Annotated in this window: 18 protein-coding genes; 12 read left to right on the top strand and 6 right to left on the bottom strand. The window is 65.7% G+C overall.

Annotation, left to right across the window (positions count from 1 at the left end):
- Positions 1–75: 75 nt before the first annotated feature.
- The 12 genes from AruPA_RS14505 to puuE all read left to right on the top strand — a co-directional run bounded on the left by AruPA_RS14505 (position 76) and on the right by puuE (position 14,097).
- A complete protein-coding gene (locus tag AruPA_RS14505) occupies positions 76–909 on the top strand; it encodes an IclR family transcriptional regulator C-terminal domain-containing protein (RefSeq protein ID WP_265637450.1) in 834 nt (277 codons plus the stop codon).
- A gap of 114 nt (positions 910–1,023) precedes the next feature.
- The gene (gene xdhA / locus AruPA_RS14500) at positions 1,024–2,556 is read left to right on the top strand and encodes a xanthine dehydrogenase small subunit (protein WP_265637449.1); all 1,533 of its coding nucleotides are present in this window, start codon (positions 1,024–1,026) and stop codon (positions 2,554–2,556) included.
- Entirely contained in the window at positions 2,553–4,961 is a 2,409-nt protein-coding gene (xdhB, locus tag AruPA_RS14495; RefSeq protein WP_408858728.1) for a xanthine dehydrogenase molybdopterin binding subunit, read from the top strand. The genes xdhA and xdhB overlap by 4 nt, the downstream gene beginning before the upstream one ends.
- Complete coding sequence (xdhC, locus tag AruPA_RS14490; protein ID WP_265637447.1) at positions 4,958–5,818, top strand: xanthine dehydrogenase accessory protein XdhC; 861 nt, start codon at positions 4,958–4,960, stop codon at positions 5,816–5,818. Before xdhB ends, xdhC begins: the two co-directional genes overlap by 4 nt.
- 90 nt (positions 5,819–5,908) lie before the next feature.
- Positions 5,909–6,241 (top strand): hydroxyisourate hydrolase, encoded by a 333-nt coding sequence (gene uraH, locus AruPA_RS14485; RefSeq protein ID WP_265637446.1) that lies wholly within the window; start codon positions 5,909–5,911, stop codon positions 6,239–6,241.
- Positions 6,242–6,247: 6 nt separating this feature from the next.
- Entirely contained in the window at positions 6,248–7,447 is a 1,200-nt protein-coding gene (locus AruPA_RS14480) for a urate hydroxylase PuuD (RefSeq protein WP_265637445.1), read from the top strand.
- Entirely contained in the window at positions 7,444–7,962 is a 519-nt protein-coding gene (gene uraD / locus AruPA_RS14475) for a 2-oxo-4-hydroxy-4-carboxy-5-ureidoimidazoline decarboxylase (RefSeq protein WP_265637442.1), read from the top strand. Before AruPA_RS14480 ends, uraD begins: the two co-directional genes overlap by 4 nt.
- Positions 7,963–7,998: 36 nt before the next feature.
- Positions 7,999–9,363, top strand: coding sequence for a cytosine permease (locus AruPA_RS14470; RefSeq protein ID WP_265637441.1), 1,365 nt, complete (start codon positions 7,999–8,001; stop codon positions 9,361–9,363).
- Positions 9,364–9,378: 15 nt separating this feature from the next.
- Positions 9,379–10,698 carry a guanine deaminase gene (gene guaD / locus AruPA_RS14465; protein WP_265637440.1) on the top strand — a complete coding sequence of 440 codons (1,320 nt, stop codon included), beginning with the start codon at positions 9,379–9,381 and terminating at the stop codon, positions 10,696–10,698.
- The gene (locus AruPA_RS14460; protein ID WP_265637439.1) at positions 10,695–11,948 is read left to right on the top strand and encodes an allantoate amidohydrolase; all 1,254 of its coding nucleotides are present in this window, start codon (positions 10,695–10,697) and stop codon (positions 11,946–11,948) included. The genes guaD and AruPA_RS14460 overlap by 4 nt, the downstream gene beginning before the upstream one ends.
- The gene (locus AruPA_RS14455; RefSeq protein WP_265637438.1) at positions 11,945–13,183 is read left to right on the top strand and encodes a M20/M25/M40 family metallo-hydrolase; all 1,239 of its coding nucleotides are present in this window, start codon (positions 11,945–11,947) and stop codon (positions 13,181–13,183) included. Before AruPA_RS14460 ends, AruPA_RS14455 begins: the two co-directional genes overlap by 4 nt.
- Positions 13,180–14,097: an allantoinase PuuE gene (gene puuE / locus AruPA_RS14450; RefSeq protein ID WP_265637437.1), complete on the top strand. Its 918-nt coding sequence runs from the start codon at positions 13,180–13,182 to the stop codon at positions 14,095–14,097. The genes AruPA_RS14455 and puuE overlap by 4 nt, the downstream gene beginning before the upstream one ends.
- Here puuE and AruPA_RS14445 read toward each other — a convergent pair.
- From AruPA_RS14445 to AruPA_RS14420, 6 genes are all read right to left on the bottom strand, one after another.
- Entirely contained in the window at positions 14,082–14,861 is a 780-nt protein-coding gene (locus tag AruPA_RS14445; protein WP_265637436.1) for an N-formylglutamate amidohydrolase, read from the bottom strand. The two genes, puuE and AruPA_RS14445, sit on opposite strands and share 16 nt — an antisense overlap.
- A 200-nt stretch (positions 14,862–15,061) precedes the next feature.
- Positions 15,062–16,063 (bottom strand): DNA polymerase III subunit delta, encoded by a 1,002-nt coding sequence (gene holA, locus AruPA_RS14440; RefSeq protein WP_265637435.1) that lies wholly within the window; start codon positions 16,061–16,063, stop codon positions 15,062–15,064.
- Between the two features lie 168 nt (positions 16,064–16,231).
- Positions 16,232–16,747, bottom strand: coding sequence for a hypothetical protein (locus AruPA_RS14435; RefSeq protein ID WP_265637434.1), 516 nt, complete (start codon positions 16,745–16,747; stop codon positions 16,232–16,234).
- Entirely contained in the window at positions 16,740–19,352 is a 2,613-nt protein-coding gene (gene leuS, locus AruPA_RS14430) for a leucine--tRNA ligase (RefSeq protein ID WP_265637433.1), read from the bottom strand. The genes AruPA_RS14435 and leuS overlap by 8 nt, the downstream gene beginning before the upstream one ends.
- Before the next feature lie 4 nt (positions 19,353–19,356).
- Positions 19,357–19,929: a DUF3576 domain-containing protein gene (locus AruPA_RS14425; RefSeq protein ID WP_265637432.1), complete on the bottom strand. Its 573-nt coding sequence runs from the start codon at positions 19,927–19,929 to the stop codon at positions 19,357–19,359.
- A gap of 218 nt (positions 19,930–20,147) precedes the next feature.
- On the bottom strand, positions 20,148–21,485 hold the full coding sequence (locus AruPA_RS14420; RefSeq protein WP_265637431.1) for a porin: 1,338 nt from the start codon (positions 21,483–21,485) through the stop codon (positions 20,148–20,150).
- Positions 21,486–21,542: the final 57 nt, after the last annotated feature.

Here is a 21,542-nt window from a genome sequence, read left to right as displayed (position 1 = left end):
TCGTTTGCAATAATGTTTTCACGATGTGAAAATGTCATTGGAATAGGCTTTTTTAACAACAGGTTGCGAGGTTCCATGCGGGCGCGCGTTTCGGCTGAGAGACCCCCGGCGGCGACGCGGGCGCGGACGGCGGCACCGGTGGAGCGGTCGATGCAGGTGCAATCGCTGGTGCGATCGCTGGCGATCCTGAACCGGCTGGCCGCGGCGGATGAGGGTGTGACGTTGACGGAGATCGCCCGGCTCGTGGGTCTGTCGCCCTCCACCGCGCATCGGCTGCTCACCACGCTGGAACAGGAGCGCTATGTGCATTTCGATGCCGAGCGGCGGTTGTGGTCGGTTGGGGTGCAGGCGTTCGTGGCGGGCAATGCGTTTCTGAAAACCCGCAATGTCGCGGGGCTGGCACGGCCGCATATGCGCGCGCTGATGGAGGAATCCGAGGAGACCGTGAACCTTGCGGTCGAGGATCAGCATGAGGCGGTGTATCTCGCGCAGGTCGAATGCCGGCAGATGATGCGCGCGTTCGCCCGGCCGGGCGGGCGGGTGCCGTTGCATTGTTCGGGTGTGGGCAAGGCGTTGCTGTCGGCGATGAGCGATGCCGAGATCGGGCGGGTGCTGCACCAGCGCGGCATGGCGCGGATGACGGTGAAGACGATCAACACCACGGCGGGCTTGCGCGCCGATCTGGCCGCGGCGCGGGCGCGGGGCTACGCGATCGATGACGAGGAGCACGCGATCGGCCTGCGGTGCATTGCCGCGGTGATCTTCAATGAGAGTGCCGAGGCGGTGGCGGCGGTTTCGGTGTCCGGCCCGATGGCGCGGATCAGCGATGCGCGCATCCCCCTGCTCGGCCAGCAGGTGAAGCGCAAGGCGGAGGCGATTACCGCGCTGTTCGGCGGGCGGATGCCATAAGCCTGCGCTTATGAGGTCGATTTGGCCTCACGGGGCCGATTTCGCTTGATTAGACCGGCGGCGATGTGTCCCAATCATGGGCTCGCAGGGTCCAATCGTCAGCGGAATCGGGACATGATGCAGCAGCCGATCAGTTTTTACTTCGACAACCGGATCGTCAAAATCGATGATCAACCGATCACCGCGACAGTGCTGGCGTGGCTGCGCGGCGTGGCGCGGCGGACCGGCACCAAGGAAGGTTGCGCCGAGGGCGATTGCGGCGCGTGCACGGTGATTGTCGCGGCGCTTGCCGATGAGGCGGGCGATGCGGGCGGCATCCGGGCGGGCGATCTGGTGTTGCGGCCGGTCAATGCGTGCATCCGGTTTCTGCCGACGCTGCATGGCAAGGCGCTGTTGACCATCGAGGATCTGGCGGGGATGACCGATCGGGTGCTGCACCCGGTGCAGCAGGCGATGGTGGATTGCCACGGGTCGCAGTGCGGTTTCTGCACGCCGGGCATCGTGATGTCGCTGTTCGCGACGTATCTGCGGCATCAGGCGGCGCGGACGACGCCGGACCGCACGGCGCTTGCGCATGATCTGGCGGGGAATTTATGCCGCTGCACCGGGTATCGCCCGATTCTGGATGCCGGGGCGCGGATGTTCACGCTGCCGCCGGCGATGCTGGATACCGCGCCGATCGAGGCGGCGCTGCGGGCGATCGCGGCGGAGACCGGCGCGGGGTTGCGGTATGCCGCGGCGCGCGAGGCGGGGGCGCGGTTTTATGCGCCGCGCACGGTTGAGGCGCTGGCATCCTGGTACGCCGGGCGGCCGGAGGCGACCTTGCTGGCCGGGGCGACCGACATCGGGTTGTGGGTGAACAAGCAGTTCCGTGATGTCGGGGATCTGGTCTATCTCGGCGATGTTGCTGCACTGCGCTGCATTGAACCCGAGGGCGACCTGCTGCGGATCGGCGCCGGGGCGACGCTGGAAGCCGCCTGGGCGGCGCTGGTCGGGCTGGAACCGGCCTTGGGTGAGATGGCGCTGCGGTTTGCCGGGCCGCCGGTGCGCCATGCGGGCACGATGGGCGGCAATGTCGCCAATGGCTCGCCGATCGGCGATGCGGCACCCGTTCTGATGGCGATGGATGCGCGACTGGTGCTGCAGCATGGCACGCGGTGCCGGGAAGTGCCGCTCGATGCGTTTTATCATGACTATATGCGCAACGATCTGGCGCCGGGCGAGTTTCTGCGCGCGATTCTGGTGCCGCTGCCGGACCCTGACACCCGGATGCGGGCCTACAAGATATCGAAGCGGTTCGATTGCGATATTTCCGCGCTGAGTTGCGGCCTGGCCGTGACGCTCGCGGGCGAGACGATCAGCCGGGTTCGGCTGGCGTTCGGCGGCATGGCCGCGACGGTGCGGCGGGCGCGCCATGCCGAGGCGGCACTGCAGGGTGCGGTGTGGGACGAGGCGGCGGTGCGGGCGGCGATGGTTGCGCTGGATGAGGATTTCGCACCGCTTTCGGATTTGCGGGCGAGCCGGGCGTATCGGCGCGTGGTGGCGCGGAACCTGCTGTGGCGGTTCTGGCTGGAGACGCGCAGGGCGGCACCGCTGCCTTCGGCTTCGGTGCGGGTGCGCCCGTTCGCGACGGCGGGGGCGGCATGAACCAGGATTTCAGCCCGGATCGTGCGGCGTGCGGGTTTGCGCGCGATATTCCGCTGCGGCTCGATGACAGTGAGGCGGCGGCGCTGCGCGCGGGCGCGCGGGTGGGGATCAGTGCCGCGCATGAATCGGCGCATCTGCATGTCGCCGGGGCGGCACCCTATGTCGATGACGTGCCGGAAGCGGCCGGCACGCTGCATGCGGCGCTGGCGCCCTCGCCGGTGGCTTCGGGTGTGCTGCGCGCGATCGATCGGGCCGCGCTGCTGGCGATGCCGGGGGTGGTTGCGGTGCTGACCGCTGCGGATATTCCAGGGGCGAATGATTGCGGCCCGGTGGTCCATGACGATCCGATTCTGGCCGAGGGCACGCTGCGCTATCGGGGGCAGCCGGTGGCGTTGATTGTTGCGACCGGGCGTGATCGGGCGCGCCAGGCCGCGGCGCGGAGCGGCCCGTGCCTGGACATCGAAGAGATGACGCCGGTGCTGAGCGCGCGCGAAGCCTATGCGCGGGGCGATGCGTTGGTGCCGCCGGCGCTTCTGGTCCGCGAATCGGCGCCCGGCGCGCTGGCGGCCGCGCTGGCGGCGGGGCCGCACCGGCTTGGCGGGCAGTTCAGTTTGGGTGGGCAGGAGCAGTTTTATCTGGAGGGGCAGATCACCTACGCGCTGCCCGCCGAGAACGAGGGGCTGCGTGTGCTGTGTTCCACGCAGCATCCGAGCGAGATGCAGCATCTGATCGCGCATGCGCTGGGGTGGCGCAGCCATCAGGTGCTGGTCGAATGCCGGCGGATGGGCGGCGGGTTCGGGGGCAAGGAATCGCAATCGGCGTTGTTCGCGTGCTGCGCGGGGATTGCCGCGGCACGGCTGGGCCGGCCGGTAAAATTGCGGCTCGATCGGGACGATGATTTCATCATGACCGGGCGGCGGCATCCGTTCGAATATGATTACGATGTCGCATTCGATGACGAGGGGCGGATCACCGGCATCGAGGCGACGCTGATCGCCAATGGCGGGCATTCGGCCGATCTGTCGGGTGCGGTGATGACGCGTGCGCTGTGCCATCTGGATAACGCTTATTACCTGCCGGAGGTCGCGATCCACGGGTTTGTCGCGCGCACCAATACCCAGAGCAACACGGCGTTTCGCGGGTTCGGCGGGCCGCAGGGGGCATTGCTGATCGAGATCGTGATGGACCGGATTGCGCGGCATCTCGGGCGCGATCCGCTCGCGGTGCGGCGGGCGAATTTCTACGGGGTGGCGGATCGCAACGTGACGCCATATCGCCAGACGATCGAGGATAATGTGAGTGCGGCACTGGTCGATGAGCTGGTGGCACAGGCGGATTACCCGGGGCGGGTTGCGGCGGTGGCGGCGTTCAATCGTTCGAATGTCGTATTGAAAAAGGGTATTGCGCTGACGCCGGTGAAATTCGGCATTTCGTTCAACGTGCCGCATCTCAACCAGGCCGGCGCGCTGGTGCATGTGTATGCCGACGGCAGCGTGCTGGTCAATCATGGCGGCACCGAGATGGGGCAGGGGCTGAACACCAAGGTGGCGCAGGTGGTCGCGGATGCGCTGGGTATCGGGTTTGCGGCGGTGCGGTGCAGTGCGGCAGATACCTCGAAGATCGCCAATACTTCGGCGACCGCCGCGTCGACCGGCGCCGATCTGAACGGCATGGCGGCGCGGGACGCGGCGATCACGATTCGCAACCGGCTGGCGGATTTCGCGGCGGCTCGTCATGGTGGCGAGGCGGGCGAAGTGAAATTCGCCAATGATGTTGTCCGGGTCGGCGGCACTGCGGTTTCCTTCGCGACCCTGGTGCGCCAGGCCTATGAGGCGCGGGTGCAGCTGTGGAGCGACGGGTTCTACGCAACGCCGAAAGTGCACTGGAATCCGAAGAGTTTGCATGGGCGGCCGTTTTATTACTTCGCCTATGGCGCCGCGGTGAGCGAGGTGATGATCGACACGCTGACCGGCGAGGTGTCGCTGCTGCGGGCGGATATTCTGCATGATGCCGGGCGCTCGCTGAACCCGGCGATCGATATCGGCCAGATCGAGGGCGGTTTCATCCAGAGCATGGGGTGGCTGACGACCGAGGAGCTGGTGTGGCACGCAACCGATGGGCGGCTGCTGACCCATGCGCCGAGCACCTACAAGATACCGACCGCGAATGATTGCCCGGCGGCACTGCATACCAGATTGTTTGACAATCCGAACGCCGAGCCGACGATCCACCGTTCGAAGGCGGTGGGTGAGCCGCCGATGTTGCTGGCGTTTTCGGTGTTGCTCGCAATTCGCGATGCGATTGCGGCAACCGGCGGGGTGGGGGCCGATCCGGATTTGCGCGCGCCGGCGACGCCCGAGGCGGTGCTCGATGCGATCGCTTCGATCGAGGCGAGGCAGCCATGACACCGTTGGGTGTGTGCATCGAAATATCGACGGTGCTGGGTTCGGCACCGCGCGAGCCGGGGGCGCGGATGCTGGTGCGGCCGGGCGACACCGAAGGCAGCATCGGCGGTGGTCAGCTCGAATATGGCGCGGTGGCGACGGCGCGGCGGCTGCTTGCGGCGTGGCGGGATGATCCGGCGCGTGCCACGGTATTTGCCGAAACCGCCGCGCTCGGGCCGCAGCTTGGCCAGTGCTGCGGCGGGGTGGTGAGCCTGCGCTATCTGCCCTGGTTTGCGGCGCATCTGCCGCCGGAGCCTGCGTTGTTTCATTTGCAATTGCACGGCGCGGGGCATGTCGGGCGGGCGCTGGTGGCGGTGCTGGCGGCTTTGCCGTGTTCGATCGACTGGATCGATAGCCGCGCCGGGGCGATGCCGGGGGATGAAGTGGGGGGCGTAGCGCGGATCGGCCGGCGGCACGTCGCGGACCCGGCTTGTGCTGTCGCCTGCGCGCCGGCGGGGAGTTTGTTTCTGGTGATGACGCATAGCCATGCGCTGGATGCGGCGATTACCGCCGCGGCGTTGCAGCGCGGCGATGCGGCGTATGTCGGGTTGATCGGCTCGGCGACCAAGCGGGCGCGATTTGAACATCGCTGGCGGCGACAGGGCTTTTCGGACCATACGATCGAGCGTCTGACATGCCCGATCGGGGTGGCCGGGATTGCGGGTAAGCAGCCGGCGGTGTTGGCTTTGGGGATCGCCGCACAACTGCTCCAGACATGTTCGGCGCGATCTGGCGTTCGATCGATCGCTGCGCTGCCGGCCGATGCCGCGTGCGGGCGGTGCGGCACGACGGCAGCGTGCGGAGCGCGGACGGAATGATCATACGAAGGCGCTTATGACCGGCATTTGCGCTCATCGTGCGGTCCGCCGGCGTGATAACCGCAGGACCCGCGACCATTGGAGACCCGCATGACCCGTTTGACGACCCATGTTCTCGACACTGCGACCGGCCGCCCGGCGGGTGGCGTTACGGTACGGCTGCACAGCGCGGCCGCACCGGCAACGCCGGTCGCCTGTGCGGTGACGGACGCCGACGGCCGTGCCCTATTGGTGAGCGGCGATCTGGCGAGCGGCGTGTACGATCTGGTGTTCGCGATGGGGCCTTATTTCGCAAACCCACCGGCGGCACCCGCATTTTTCGGTGACATCATCATTCGGGTCGGGATCGATGCCGCACAGTCGCATTATCATATTCCGCTCCTGGCATCGCCGTGGAGCTACACCACCTACCGGGGAAGCTGAACCCAGATGATGACGTACCTGACCGGCTGGGCGATGGCCCTGTTGATCTGGCTCCATGTGATCGCGGCGATCGCGTGGATCGGGGAATCGTTCTACTTCGTGATGCTCGATAACAGCCTGCACAAACCGGGTGACGCGGCGGCGCGGCAGCGCGGCGTGTTCGGCGAGCTTTGGGCGGTGCATGGCGGCGGGTTTTATCATTCGCAGAAATATCTGGTCTCGCCGCCGCAGATGCCGGCCGATCTGCATTGGTCGAAATGGAAATCCTACGCCACCTGGCTGTCGGGTTTTTCGTTGCTGACGGTGATGTATCTGCTCCAGCCCGGCACCTATCTGATCGACCCCGCGGTGGCGGCGCTGACCCCGCTGACCGCGGCGATTGCCGTGCTCGGTTTTCTGCTGGCCGGCTGGGTGGTGTATGATGCGGCGTGCCGCCTGCTGGGCGCGAACGACAGGCTGCTCGGTATCGTGATTGCCTTGTTCGTCGGTGCGGCCTGCTATGTTTCGACGCATCTTTTCTCGGCGCAGGCCGCGTTTCTGATCGTGGGCGCCATGCTGGGCACCATCATGACGGCTAATGTGTTCTTTCTGATCATTCCCGGCCAGCGCAAGATGGTCGATGCGCTGTCGCGCGGTGAGACGCCGGACCCGACGCCGGGCAGGCGCGGCAAGCAACGTTCGGTCCACAACACGTATTTCACCCTGCCGGTGGTGTTCGCCATGCTGAGCAGCCATTTCAGCATGCTGTATGGTGGTGCGGCGAATTGGCTGAATTTGTGGCTGGCGATGATCGGCGGTGCGCTGATCCGCCAGTATTTCGTCCTGCGCCACACGGGGCGCCAGGACTGGAAACTGCCTGCGGTGGCCGGAGTGCTGTTCGTTGCGTTGATCGTTCTGGTGGCGCCGACCGGCGGGCTCGGCCTGACCGGTCCGGCCCAGGCGGGGACGGCACCGATCGTGAAAACCGCAGCGATCATGCCCATCGTGCGCCAGCGCTGTGCGGCCTGCCATGCGGCGCACCCGCGCCTGATGGCGAGTGCGCCGGCCGGGTTGATGTTCGACACGGCGGTGGAGGTGCGCCGGCACGCTGCCTTGATCGATCAGCAGGCGGTGCAGGCGAAGTCGATGCCACCGGGCAACGTGACGCATATGACCAAGGCGGAGCGCGGTGAGATCGGTGCATGGTTTCGGGCCGGTGCGAAATGAGCCCGGATGCAGACATGATCGAGGCGCTCAACCGGATGAGTGCGGCCGGATTTTCAGCGACGCTGGCGGCTGTTTACGAGCATTCGCCCTGGGTTGCCGCGGAGGCGGCACGGTACCGGCCATTTGCAACGATCGAGGCTTTGGCCGAGACGATGCAGCGGGTTGTGCATGAAGCCGACCGGCAACAGGTGTTGGGGCTGTTGTGCGCGCATCCGGAACTTGGGCAGGCCGGATGCCTGACCGATCATTCATCGCGCGAGCAGAGTTTTGCCGGGTTCGATCGGCTCACGCCGGCGCGGGCGGCGGAGCTTGCCTGCCTCAATCGCCGCTATCGGGAGCGTTTCGGGTTTCCCTTCATCATCGCGGTCCGGGGGCAGAAGGATGCACCCGCAATCATCGAACGGCTCGAACAGCGGCTCGGTAACGATGCCTCCACCGAAACGACCATCGCGGTCGAGGAGATTGGCCGTATTGCGTGGTTTCGCCTGCAACAGTTGCGTGAGCTTGTGCGCTGAACCAACGGCGCCGGCAAAAATCAAGGAAACGTCATCATGAAGTCGAACGATATTCTGACGGTGGAAAGCAAGGGAATTGCCCGGATCGAGCCTGAAGAGGCGCACGGTACGCCGCGCGCACTGTTCCGCTTGTGGGCGGCGGCCAATGTGGAATTCGCGACGATCACCACGGGCGCGATTGCGACCGGCGTGTTCGGTTTGCCCGCGCTCGATGCGGTGGCGGCGATCGTGCTCGCCAATTTGATCGGCTGCACAATGCTTGGATTGTTTTCGACCTACGGCGTCGAATACGGCCTGCCGCAGATGGTGCAATGCGTGAACTGGTTCGGGGCGCCGGGCAACCGGTTCCTGTCGTTCCTCAATTTTCTCAATGGATTTTCCTGGTTCGCGATCAATACCGTGATCGGCAGCTACGCGCTGCATGCGACCGTCGGCATTGGGATCGATGCGGCCATCATGGGCTTGACGATTGCGCAGGTCTTCATCGCGCTGATCGGACATGATTTCATTGTGGCGGCAGAACGGTGGTTCTTCTATTTCCTGGCCTCCGTGTTCGTAATTTTGACGGTTCTGTCGGCTTTGAATATTACGCATCTGCCGCTCGCCAATCCGAAGAGTCTTGCGCAAGTCGGCGGCGTTTCCGGCGCGTTTTTATTGACGGTATCGATCATGCTGTCCTGGCTGGGCGGCTGGATATTGTATTCATCGGATTATACCCGCTACCTGTGTTATCGCGAGGGTCGCCCGGCGATGAAGCGGCGGGTGTTCGTGAACACGTTTCTGGGTTCGTTCATCTCCTGTGTCTGGCTGGAATGTCTGGGTGCGCTCATCGGGGCGACCGTGCAGTTGAATGCACCGTCCGATCTGTTCACGGCCTGGATACCCGAATGGTTTCGCCCGCTGTTGATCCTTGCGATCATTGTTGGCACCGTCAGCCCCAACATTCTGAACATCTATTCAGCCTCGCTCTCCGCGCTGGCGGCGGGTATTCGGCTCAAACAATACCAGGCGGCGTTGCTGACCGGCGTGGTCGGGCTGGCACTCGCTTTGTTCGGGCACAACAATTTCTACAAGCATTACGAGTTGCTGCTGTTCTTTCTGGGGTATGTGATCATTCCGCGCTTTCCGGTGATGATTATTGCGCATTTCTGGCCGCGCCGGGCGCGCTGGAATGGTGTTTCGGTCGGTCATCTCGGCTTCGTTGCGTGGTTGATCGGGGTCGCGTGCAGCGTGCCGTTTTTCAATCAATATCCGTTGTATGTCGGCGCGTTTGCGCGCGCCTGGCCGCAGTGGGGCGACATCTCGTTCTTCGTCGGTGCTGGCGCGACGACGCTCGCTTATCTAGCCTTGACGGCGCCACGCTATGCGCTGGCGCGGTCCGACGTGCCGTCCAACATCTGAACCCGGCTGATCACCATGCTGTCTGCGCTGCGCGGTCCGTTTTTGAGCTATACCGGCAATCCGTTCGAGGTGGATGATGCTTCATGCTTTCATTATGAATCCGATGGGCTGATCCTGATCGACCACGGTCGTATCCTGAGTGCGGGGGCGTATGATCCGGCCGTGCTGCCGGCGGGCGTGGTGCCGGTGCATTATCCCGATCATCTGATCATGCCGGGATTCATAGATGCCCATGTGCATTATCCGCAGATGCCGATGATCGGCGCGCATGGGCGGCAGTTGCTCGAATGGCTAAATCACTACGTATTCGAAACCGAACAGCGCTATGGCGATATCGATTTCGCGCGCCTGGTAGCGAAGGCGTTTTTGCGGGAATCGTTGCGCGCGGGCGTCACGACGCCGATTACCTATTGCACGGTGCATCCCGAATCGGTCGATGCCTATTTCGAGGAAGCATCGAAACTCGGGCTGCGGACCGGTGCCGGCAAGGTGTTGATGGATCGCAACGCGCCGGCGGGCCTGCGCGATACAGCACAGACGGGCTATGACCAATCAAAGCGTCTCGCCGCGCGCTGGCACGGCCAGGGGCGGTTGTTCTACGCGGTGACACCGCGCTTCGCACCGACCAGTACCGAGGCGCAGCTCGCGCTGGCGGGGACATTGCGCCACGAGATCGATGGGCTCTATCTGCAGACCCATCTTTCGGAAAATCGGGCGGAACTCGCGTGGGTCGCAGAATTGTTCCCCGGGTGCCGCGATTATCTCGATGTGTACGACCGGTTCGGACTGGTCGGCCGCCGCTGCCTGTTCGGGCATGCTGTTCATCTGAGCGAGCGCGAATGGGCGCGGCTCGCCCAGGCGGAGGCGACGGTGGTGCATTGCCCGACCTCCAATCTGTTTCTCGGCTCGGGGCTGTTCAATCTGAAGCGTGCGCTGGTTTCGGCCAATCCGGTCCGCACCGCGCTGGGCTCCGACCTGGGGGCGGGGACGAGTTTTTCACCGCTGGCGACCCTCGCCGAGGCCTACAAGATCGCCCAGTTGCGCGGCGATGCGTTGAGCCCGCATCAGGCGTTCTACCTCGCCACACGCGGTTCCGCCCACGCGATCGACCAGGCGGCGCATATCGGCCAGATTGCGCCGGGGCAGGACGCCGATCTGGTCGTGCTCGACCCCAGGGCGACGCCGCTGCTGGCGGCGCGGCAGGGGTTTGTTGATTCGCTGGAGGCGCTTTTGTTCGTGTTGATGACGCTTGGGAGCGATCGGGTGGTGCGGGCGACCTATGTCGCCGGGCACAAGCGCCACGATCGGGATGATGCGGCGGGCGAGCTCACATGAGTGGCGCGGAACGCGGTGCCCGTGTGATGGCGCGGCTCGATCAACTGGCGCGCCATTCCGCGACACCGGGCGCGCTGACGCGGTTGTATCTGACGCCGGAACACCGTGCGGCGGCCGATCAGGTAGCGGCGTGGATGCGCGAAGCGGGGCTGGCGGTGCGGATCGATGCGGTGGGTTCGGTGATCGGCCGGCGCGAAGGGGACCGACCGGGCTTGCCCGCGCTGCTGTTGGGCTCGCATATCGATACCGTGCGCGACGCCGGGAAATACGATGGCGCGCTCGGGGTGGTCGCCGCGATCGAGGCGGTCGCCGCGCTGGGGGATCGCCGGATGCCGTATGCGATCGAGGTGATCGCGTTCGGCGATGAGGAGGGCGTCCGTTTTCCGGTGACGCTGACCGGCTCGCGCGCGCTGGCCGGCACGCTCGACCCCGCTTCGCTCGATGCGTGCGACGCCGCCGGTGTTGCGATGCGGAGCGCGCTGGTGGCGTTCGGCGCGCCGGCGATTGGCGCTGCGGCGGCGCTCGGCTACCGCCGGGACGCGGTGCTTGGCTATTGCGAGGTGCATATCGAACAGGGGCCGGTGCTGGAGGCGGCGGGGCTGCCGGTCGGCATCGTGACCGCCATTGCCGGTGCCGCGCGCCACATGGTCGAGATCACCGGCGTGGCGGGGCATGCCGGTACGGTGCCGATGGCGCTGCGGCATGATCCGGTCTGCGCCGCCGCCGAGATGGTTCTCGCCGCCGAGCGGATCGCGCGCGAGACCGCGGGCCTGGTGATCACCACCGGCATCGTCGCGGCAGAGCCGGGCGCGATCAACGTGATTGCGGGGGGTGCGCGGCTTTCGCTCGATATCCGCAGTGGTGACGATGCGGTGCGCCATGCGGCGACCGCCGCGCTTCGCGCCGAAATTGCGGCGATTGCGGCACGGCGCGGTGTGGCGGTGGCGATCGCCGATCTATACGAGGCGAAGGCCGCGCCCTGCGCGCCGCCGCTGGTTGGCGCCCTTGCCGAGAGTGTCGCCCGCTGCGGCGTGACGCCGCGGCACCTGCCGAGCGGGGCCGGCCACGACGGGCTCGCCATGATCGATCTGTGCCCGATCGCGATGTTGTTCGTCCGCTGCAAATTGGGCATCAGTCACAACCCCGCCGAGTCGATCATGGCCGGGGATGCGGCGCTGGCCGTTGCCGTACTGACCGATTTTCTGACCCGTTTCGATCCCCGCCTTACCGAGCAAGGACCATCCCAGTGACCCAGCAAGTTGCCACCACGATCGCGACCTTTCTGCACGGCGAGCGCGCGCGCCAGACCGAATTTCTGGCCGCGCTGGTCCGTGCGCCGTCCGACAATCCGCCGGGCGATTGCGCGGGCCATGCCGAGGTTGCGGCACAATTGCTGGAAGGGTTGGGCCTGACCGTCGAACGCCATGTAGTGCCCGCGGCGCGCGCCGGCGCAACCGGCATGATCAGCGCGACCAATCTGGTGGTGCGCCATCGCTTCGGCCCGGGGCCGGTGGTGGCGCTGAATGCCCATGGCGACGTGGTGCCGCCGGGTGACGGCTGGACGCATGATCCGTATGGCGCGACGATCAAGGATGGCTGGATGTTCGGGCGCGGTGTCGCGGTGTCGAAATCGGATTTCGCGACCTATACCTGGGCGCTGCTCGCGTTGATCGCGCTCGATATACCGCTGCGGGGCGCCATCGAACTGCATTTCACCTACGACGAGGAAGCCGGCGGCGCGATCGGGCCGGGGTTGTTGCTGGAGGAGGGGATTTCGAAGCCCGATCTCGCGATCGGCGCCGGATTTTCCTATGCCGTGGTCAACGCGCATAACGGTTGCCTGCATCTTGAAGTGCAGGTCGAAGGCCGCTCGGCGCATGCCGCCATGCCGTTCACCGGCATCGATGCGTTGGAAGCGGGTACCGCCGTGCTCGCGGCGCTGTATGCCGAGCGCCCGGTGCTGGCCGGGACCACATCGGCGATCGGCGGCATCGGCAGTCCGCAGCTCACGGTGGGGCTGATCAAGGGGGGCATCAATACCAATGTGGTGCCCGATCGCGTCACGTTCCGGCTCGACCGGCGCATGATCCCCGAGGAAAATCCCGCAGCGGTTGAGGCGGACTTGCGCGCGATCATCGAGCAGGCGGTGCGGGCGGTGCCGGGCGCGACCGTGACGGTTCGCCGCATTCTGCTCGCCGAGCCGCTGGTGCCCGCGGCCGGGGCGGCGGCGCTGACCACGCTGCTGTGCCGCCACGCCTCGCGGATCATGGGCGAAACCGTGACCGCCAAGGGCGTGCCGCTCTATACCGATGCACGGCACTACGCGGCCGCCGGCGTGCCGATCGTGCTGTATGGCGCCGGGCCGCACACGATCGAAGAGGCGAACGCGCATCGGGCGGATGAAAAACTGCCGTTGAGCGATCTGTACAAGGCGACTGAGGTCGTGGCGCTGACACTTGTGGAGTTGTTCGGCGCGACGCCATGAGCGGTCCGGCGCCTTATCCGCGCGATCTGGCAGGATACGGGCGCACGCCGCCCGATCCGCAATGGCCGGGCGGGGCCAGGTTATGCGTGCAGTTCGTGGTCAATTACGAGGAAGGCGGCGAGAACAATATTCTGCATGGGGATGCTGCGTCCGAGGCGTTTCTGTCGGAGATTCCCGGTGCGGCGCCCTGGCCGCATGCGCGGCACTGGAACATGGAATCGGTGTATGAATATGGCGCGCGTGCGGGGTTCTGGCGGCTCTGGCGGCTGTTCAGCGGCCGGCAGATTCCGGTTACGGTGTATGGCGTCGCCACCGCCCTGATGCGCGGGCCCGAACAGGTTGCGGCGATGCAGGAGGCAGGGTGGGAAATCGCGTCCCACGGGCTCAAATGGATCGATTATCGCGATGTGCCGCGCGCGGTCGAGGCGGCGCATCTGCACGAGGCCATTGCGCTGCACACGCGGGTTACCGGCGCGGCGCCAAGCGGATTTTACCTCGGCCGTTGCTCGATGAACACGCGCGAGCTGGTGATGGCGGAGGCGTGTTTCGTCTATTCATCGGACAGCTATGCCGATGACTTGCCCTATTGGGTAGCGGCGGCGAACGGTAGCCATCTGATCATTCCCTACACGCTCGATGCCAATGACATGCGGTTTTCGACCAGCCCGGGTTTTGGCTCCGGCAATGATTTTTTTGCTTATCTGCGCGATAGTTTCGATTGGCTGCTGCATGAGGGACGCGCGGGCAGTCCGAAAATGCTGAGCGTCGGCCTGCATTGCCGTCTGGCCGGCCGGCCGGGGCGGGCAGCCGCGCTGGCCCGCTTCATCGACCATGTCGCGGCGCAGCCCGATGTGTGGATCGCGCGGCGGATTGATATCGCGCGGCATTGGCGTGCGGTTCACCCGCCGGGCTGAGGCGCGGATGATTCGAGCTGTGCGAGCGCGCGCGGCAGCAGGCGGGCGAGCCGGGCTGCCCAGGCAGCCTCGCCGGCCTGGGTCGCGATAAGGTCCTGGCGGATTTCGAGTTCGGCGTAATCGAGCCCGTTGCGTTCGGCGTGCACCGGCACACCGTAATCGGTGGCATCAGAGACGGCATAGGGGTCGTTTTCGGTGACGATCAGATCGCCCTCCGCACGCAGCAGATCGGCCAGGATCAGCGAGAGGCGGGGGTTGCGGTTGAACAGCACGGCGGCGTGCATCGGCCGGGCGTGGCCGTGAAAGACCGGTGTGAAACTATGCATGGCAAGGTAGATCGTTCGTTGGCCGCGCGCGCTGCGGGCCGCGATCTCGCCGGCGATCATGCTGTGATAGGGCGCGAAGATCGCCTGTATCCGCGCCTGTTTCGCCGCGTCGTCCAGCCCGCGATTGCCGGGGATCCGTGTCGCTTCGGAAACCTCTGGAAAGGCGCTTGGTACCGCGGGCGGGCGGTTGCAATCGATCACCAGGCGCGAATAAGTCTGCAAAATCGCGGTGGCATCAAGCTGTAGCGCGAGTTGTTCGGTCACGCCGGCGATGCCGATATCCCAGCCGATATGCCGCTGGCGGTCTGCCTCGCTCACGCCGAGGTCGCCGAGCGCGTGGGGAATGCGGCGCCCCGCATGATCGGCGGTGAGCAGGAAGGCGCTGGTGGCGTCGGGGTAGAGGCGGCGGCAGGGTGGCGGTTCGTCGGGAAGCAGCATGGGTGGAAGAGTATCGGGTTTTGGGCCGGGAGGCGAGGTTGGAAGTGAGGGAAGGGAAGGCTTCTTTTTTGTAAAAAAGAAGCAAAAAACTTTCCGACTCCGGAGCACGGGCGTTTTCAAAGGCACGGGCACAGATTAACGAGGTTTTTTTGCTTCTTTTTTGTTCACAAAAAAGAAGACTCTGCCCTTGCCTTCGCCTTCTACCCCCGCGCCCGCTGCGCCAACCCCAGCAGCGTCTGCCGCGCGATGGCTTCCGGGACGCTGCCGGTGCGTTTGCAATCGGCTTCGGCACGAAGAGCGCGGTCGATCGCGGCAATGATCGCGGGTTCGCGCCAGAGGCCGGCGGCCTTGATCACCGCGCCCTGGCGGCGAAAGAACACCGGCGGCCGGCGGGCGGCGAGCGCATCGCGCGGGTTGGCGCCGCGTGCGATGGCTTCCGCCATCAGGCGCAGGCCGGACAGCTCGGCGAGCAGGACGCGAAGGATCGCCACGGCCGCCGCGCCCTCATCGATCGCGAGGCTGATCGCGTGGTCCGCGGCGCTTGGGTTGCCGGCGAGGGCTGCGTCGATCGCATCATGCATCGAGGCGGTACCTTGGTCGTCGAGCACGGTATCGACATCGGCGAGGGTGATCGTGCCGCCGGGGCCGGCGTAGAGAATGAGGCGTTCGGCGGCATCGGCCAGGGCGCCGGATTCACCGCCCAGCCGGCCGGCGGCGAGGGTCAGCGCATCGCGCGCGATGCCGACACCCGCGGCGCGCAAGGCGGCCTCCAGCATCGGGCCACGCGCCGCGGCATCGGGGATGTAGCAGGCGATCGCGGCGGCGTCGCTGTGCTTTTCGGCGAGTGTGCGCAGTTTCGAGCGGCCGTTGAGGTCGCCGCCGGTCGCGATGACCAGCGCATCGCCCTTTGTGGCGAGTGCGGCCTCGACCGAGGGTGCCTGCTTGTCGCCGACATCGCGGATCAAAATCACTTTGCGACCGCCCCCGAATGCCTGCGCCGTCGCTTCCTCGGGCAGCCGATCCGCCTGCTCCGCATCGAGCTCGGCGAGGCGGAACGGATCGTCGAGCGAGCCGGCAATGCGCCGGGCGAGCGCGCGGGCCCGGTCGGTAACCAGGGAGGTATCCGGGCCGTAGATCAGTACGAAACGGGTGGCGCCGGGGTCGGCCAGAAACCGATCGGCCTGGCGCGCGTCCAGTTTCATGGGGTGGTGCCGTTTGGGAAGGAAGGCCAGATCAGTCGAACCATCGAGGCAGCGCCCTCCCCTTGCCTGAAACCGGCGGGTTCCAAGGGCTCCGCCGTTAGTGGGGGGTTCGGGGGGAAAAGCCCCCTGATCTTCCTTCCCAAACGGCACCACCCCAACGGCCCGGCACTACGCCCCATGATCGGGGTGAGCGCGGAAATAGAGTGCCAACTGCATCGCGATCTGATTGGCCAGTTCGCGCGCCAGCTGGTGGCGCATGACGCCGCCATCGAGCGTGTTGGCGAAATACTGGTTGTCGATGATGTTCTCCGCGTCCATCGCCTGGGCATTGCCTTCGGCGAGTTTCGTGGTCAGATTGCCTTCGGGCGTGAGTTCCCAGTGCGCGGTGGCGAGGAAGCGGTTGCGCGTGTTCGAGGTGTCCTGCTGCACGCCGATGATCTGCACTGAAATGCCGTACTGCACGGTCAGATGATAGCGGTAGAAGCTGGGCGCGCCATCGCGCTGCAACGCCGCTTCCAGCGCCTGGTGCATCACCTGACCCTGACGATCGGCCAGCGGTGCGATGTCGATTTCATCCATGCGTGAAGCGATGCGCGCGGGCTGTCCGGCCTCGGGGCCGTACAGCGGATGAAAACCGCAGGCCGACAGGGCCAGCGCGCAGGAGAGGGCGAGGTACCTACGCACGGATCACGAAATTCAAAATCCGGTCCGGCACGTGGATGCGCTTGACGATGGTGACGCCCGCGAGCGCCTGCGCGATTTTCGGCTCGGCCATCGCGGCGGCGATCGCGGTTGCGGCATCCGCTCCCGGCGCGAGTTCGATGGTGCCGCGCAGCTTACCCATGATCTGGACCGCGAGCGTCACCCGGTCGCGCCGCAGCAGGTCGGGCTCGGCGGTGAGCCAGGGCAGGTCCGCCACCAGCGGTGCGCCCGGTTCGATCAGCGCGTGGGCTTCCTCGGCGACGTGGGGAATGATTGGCGCCGCGAGGCGGATCAGCGCCGTTACGGCTTCGCGCTGTGCCGCCGCCATGCCGGGTGCGGTCCTGGCCTCGGCATCGGTGATCGCGTTGCTCAATTCATACAGCCGCGCAATCGCGACGTTGAAGGCGAAGGCATCAATCGCCTCGGTGACGCCGGCGATCGCCCGGTGGGTGGCCTGGCGCAGCGCGCGGGCGGGACCCTCTGCCTGATCGAGCGGCGTGGCATCGGGTGCGTCCTGCGTCAGGCCGCGCGCGAGGCGATAGACGCGCTGCACGAAGCGGAACGCGCCCTGGGCGCCGGCCTCGGTCCATTCGACATCGCGTTCCGGCGGATTGTCCGACAGGGTGAACCAGCGGGCCGCATCCGCGCCGAACCGCTCGATCACCACGCCGGGATCGACCGTGTTGCGCTTGGATTTCGACATTTTCTCGATCGGGCCGACGATCACGGGCCTGCCGTTGCTGGTCGCCGTGCCATCGCTGTGCTTGATCACCTCATCGGGATAGAGCCAGCGCCCGTCTTCGGATTTATAGCTCTCGTGGGTGACCATGCCCTGGGTGAACAGTCCGGCGAAGGGTTCATCGACCCCGACATGGCCGAGCCGGTGCATCGCCCGGGTGAAGAACCGCGCATAGAGCAGGTGCAGGATCGCGTGTTCGATGCCGCCGATATATTGATCGACCGGCATCCAATGTTTCGTCGCCGCCACATCGGTCGGGGTTTCGGCATGGGGGGCGCAGAACCGGGCGAAATACCACGAGCTGTCGACGAAAGTGTCGAACGTATCGGTCTCGCGCAGGGCAGCGGCGCCGCATTGCGGGCAGGCGACGTGCTTCCAGGTCGGGTGGTGATCGAGCGCGTTGCCCGGCCGGTCGAACGGCAGGTCGTCGGGCAGGCGCACCGGCAGGTCCTTGGCCGGCACCGGTACCGTGCCGCAGATTTCGCAATGGATCACCGGGATCGGGCAGCCCCAGGCGCGCTGGCGCGAGACGCCCCAGTCGCGCAGGCGCCAGTTGACCACGCCCTGGCCGATGCCGCGCTGTTCCAGCTCGGCGATCACGCGGGTTTTGGCGGCAGCGACATCGAGCCCATCGAGGAAATCCGAGGCGACGATCACGCCATCGCCGGTCAGGGCGGTCGTGCCGACTGTGGGTGCCGCTTCGCCTTTGGCCGCGACGACCACGGTCACGTCGAGCCCGTATTTGCGGGCGAAATCGAGGTCGCGCTGGTCATGCGCCGGGCAGCCGAAAATCGCGCCAGTGCCGTATTCCATCAGGACGAAATTGGCGATCCACACCGGATAGGTCGCGGCGGTGAACGGGTGTTTCACACGCAGGCCGGTATCGAACCCGCGCTTTTCCGCGGCTTCGATCGCGGCTTCGGAGGTGCCGTTGCTCTGGCACTCGGCGATGAAGGCAGCGGCCTCGGCGTTTTGGGCGGCAACCGCGGTTGCCAGCGAATGATCCGGCGCAATCGCGAGGAAGCTCATGCCGAACAGCGTATCCGGCCGCGTCGTGTAGACCTTGACGTGATCGATGCCGTCGAGCGGGTTGGCGAGGGCGAAGGACACATTCGCCCCTTCGCTCCGGCCGATCCAGTTGCGCTGCATGGTACGCACCCGTTCCGGCCAGCGGTCGAGCGTGTCGAGCCCGGCGAGGAGATCTTCCGCGAATTCGGTGATCTTGAAAAACCATTGGCGCAGCTTGCGCTTTTCGACCAGTGCGCCGGATTTCCAGCCGCGCCCGTCGATCACCTGTTCATTCGCCAGCACGGTGAGATCGACCGGGTCCCAGTTGACCGCCGATTCCCGCCGGTAGGCGAGGCCCGCGCGCCAGAAATCCAGAAAGATCTTTTGCTGCTGGCCGTAATATGCGGGATCGCAGGTGGCGAATTCGCGGGACCAGTCGATCGACAGGCCGACCAGTTTGAGGTCGTCGCGCATCGCCGCGATGTTCTGATGCGTCCATTGCGCGGGATCGACGCCGCGCTCACGCGCCGCGTTTTCCGCCGGCAGGCCGAAGGCGTCCCACCCCATCGGGTGCAGCACATCGAACCCCTGGGCGCGGCGGGTGCGCGCGATGACATCGCCGATCGCGTAGTTCCGCACATGACCGATGTGGATCTTGCCCGACGGATAGGGAAACATTTCCAGAACGTAGCATTTCGGCCGCGTGCCGCCCGGCTGGTCGGTCGTGATGAAACATCCGGCCGCAGCCCATGCCGCCTGCCAGCGCGGCTCGGCCGCCCGGAAGTCGTAGGCGTGGTCGGAGCCTTGATCGGGCGCGAGATCGGGCTTGTTCTGGTCCATCCGATCAGCCGTTCAACTGCCCGGCCGCCTTGAGTTGCGCGGCGCGCGCCAGGATGCGATCCTCGATGCCGTTGGCGGTTGCGGGATCGACCGGTTGATCGACCCAGCCGCCGCCCTGGCGGACCTGGCGGAAAATCGACACTTTCACGTCGTTGGCCGAGAGCATGCTGCCCAGCACGTAGGCGGTCGCCTTGAAGCGTTCGTTGGGGGTGGCGGGCGGGGAATACCAATCGGTGATGATGACGCCGGCGAACGGATCGGCCGAGGCGAGGGGCATGAAGCTCAACGTATCGAGCGAGGCGCGCCACAGATAGGCGTTCACCGCGACACCGGTTGCTGAGCCACCCGGCGCGGCGTGACCACCGCCACCGAGCGTGAGCAGATTGCCGAGCCCGCCGCCGGGATGGTTCATCGCGGGCGGGGTGTATTGCGTCTGCGGATTGTTGATCTGTGCCGCCGTCAATGGTTTGCTGCTGCTGCATGACGCAAGACCGAGGGCCGCGACCGCCAGACATGCCAGCGCCGGGCCTTGGTTGAAACGCTTTGTGACCAGTTTGCTGTGAAGCCGCACGTTCATCTCCGCTCAGTCGCAGCAGGAAGTCTGCGCGACACTGTGGGGTGTTTAGCCTTGCTGCCGGTTCACGCCAAGGGCAAGCGCGGCACGGGCAGGCAGCATGTGTTTTTTTGGAAATAACCCGTGCCGCCGCGCCCCGGGGCTGGCCGGCATGAAAAAAGGGGGCGACGGCTCGTACCGTCGCCCCCTTTATGGTCCCGGCGTTTCAGCCGATCGTCAGATTACCACTTGAGCGCGGCACCCGCGCCGATCGCCTGGCTGTGCATGCGGTTGCCCACCGTGGTGTCGGTTTTGCTGTTGGCAAAATCGAAGCCGTACTGCTTGCGCTGGCCATACAGATAGGTGACGAACAGGCCGAGGTTCGGGCTGACGGCGTAATTGGCGCCGATCGCAACACCATTGTCCTGCTCGGTCCGGCCGACGCCATTGCCCGGCAGATGCGCACCGGCGCTCTGGTTGTTGAAGTAGTAGCCGCCGAGGGTGACCGGGCCGGCAGTGTATTCGGCGCTGACCAGCCAATCGAAGGCGTTGCGCTGGCCGGGAAGCAGGAAGGTGTAGCCATTGTTGACCTGGCCGTCCTTCATGTTCGCACCGAGCATGAAGCCTGCGTAGGAAACCTGGCCGCCGACCGTGGCAATGCCCAGACCCTTGTAGCCGGTTTCATGCGTGATCGCGCCGGTTTCCGGCGAGACGATCGTCTCAAGCGAGGCGCCCGAGCTGTTGCCGATCGGCGAGGCCTTGATGTAGCCGGCCGAGACCTTCACGCCGACGCCGCTGAATGCACCGGTATACTGCACCATCGCATCGAGCGTGTTCTTGCGGCGGGCATTGCCCGCGCCGCCAGGCGCGCTGGCGAGGGCCGCGCAGGTGCTCTGCGCCACGGTGCAGGCCGCGAGGCCTTCCTTGATGCCGTTCGAATTCGGCTCGAAGCCGATTCCTGCATTGAAGCCGGCAAAGGTCGGGGTGAGGTAGACGATCTTGAGGCTGGTATAGAGCGCGCCGGTGTCAGAGAACAGCCAGGTCGGGTGCGCAGCGCTCGGCACGATCGAGCCGATGCCGCCGTCCGAGTTCCACTGATTGCCGTCACCGAAGTTTTCGAACACGCCGTCCTGCATCAGCGTCCACGGACCATCGCCCTGGCCGATCCGCACGATGCCGGCTTCTTTGGTGCCCAAATAGGCGTACGCACGGCGGATCACGAGCGATTCCGTTCCGTTCGCGGCACCGTTTGCGACAGCGTTTTCCTGTTCGCCCTGACCAGGATTGGTGTAGGCATCGCGGATTTCCGATGCAACGCCGTATTCGAACCCGTTTGTCGTCATCGCGTCAAAACCGGGGTACAGGCGCAGGAACCCTTCGTTTGCGATCGGGTTGAGCTTGTAACCGCCATAGCTGTTGACCGAGGAGCCAACGGCATCGAGCTGATAGGTGAACAAACCGTTCAAATGAACGACCAGCGTGCCCGGCTTCGGCGGCGTGGCCGCCTGTGCGTGCGCGGCACCGGTTGCTCCGGCTACCATGCCCAACGTGGCCACCGAGGCCAGTAGGAATTTGCGCATATAAACCTCCATGTTGCCGACCTAGCGGCGTTTAACCCTGTTTTCGATCGGGCCGGT

It is taken from the genome of Acidiphilium sp. PA (assembly GCF_026191915.1).
Classification (GTDB): Bacteria; Pseudomonadota; Alphaproteobacteria; order Acetobacterales; family Acetobacteraceae; genus Acidiphilium.
Note: the sequence above shows the minus strand (reverse complement) of the source record. Positions and strands in the feature narration are given on the sequence as shown.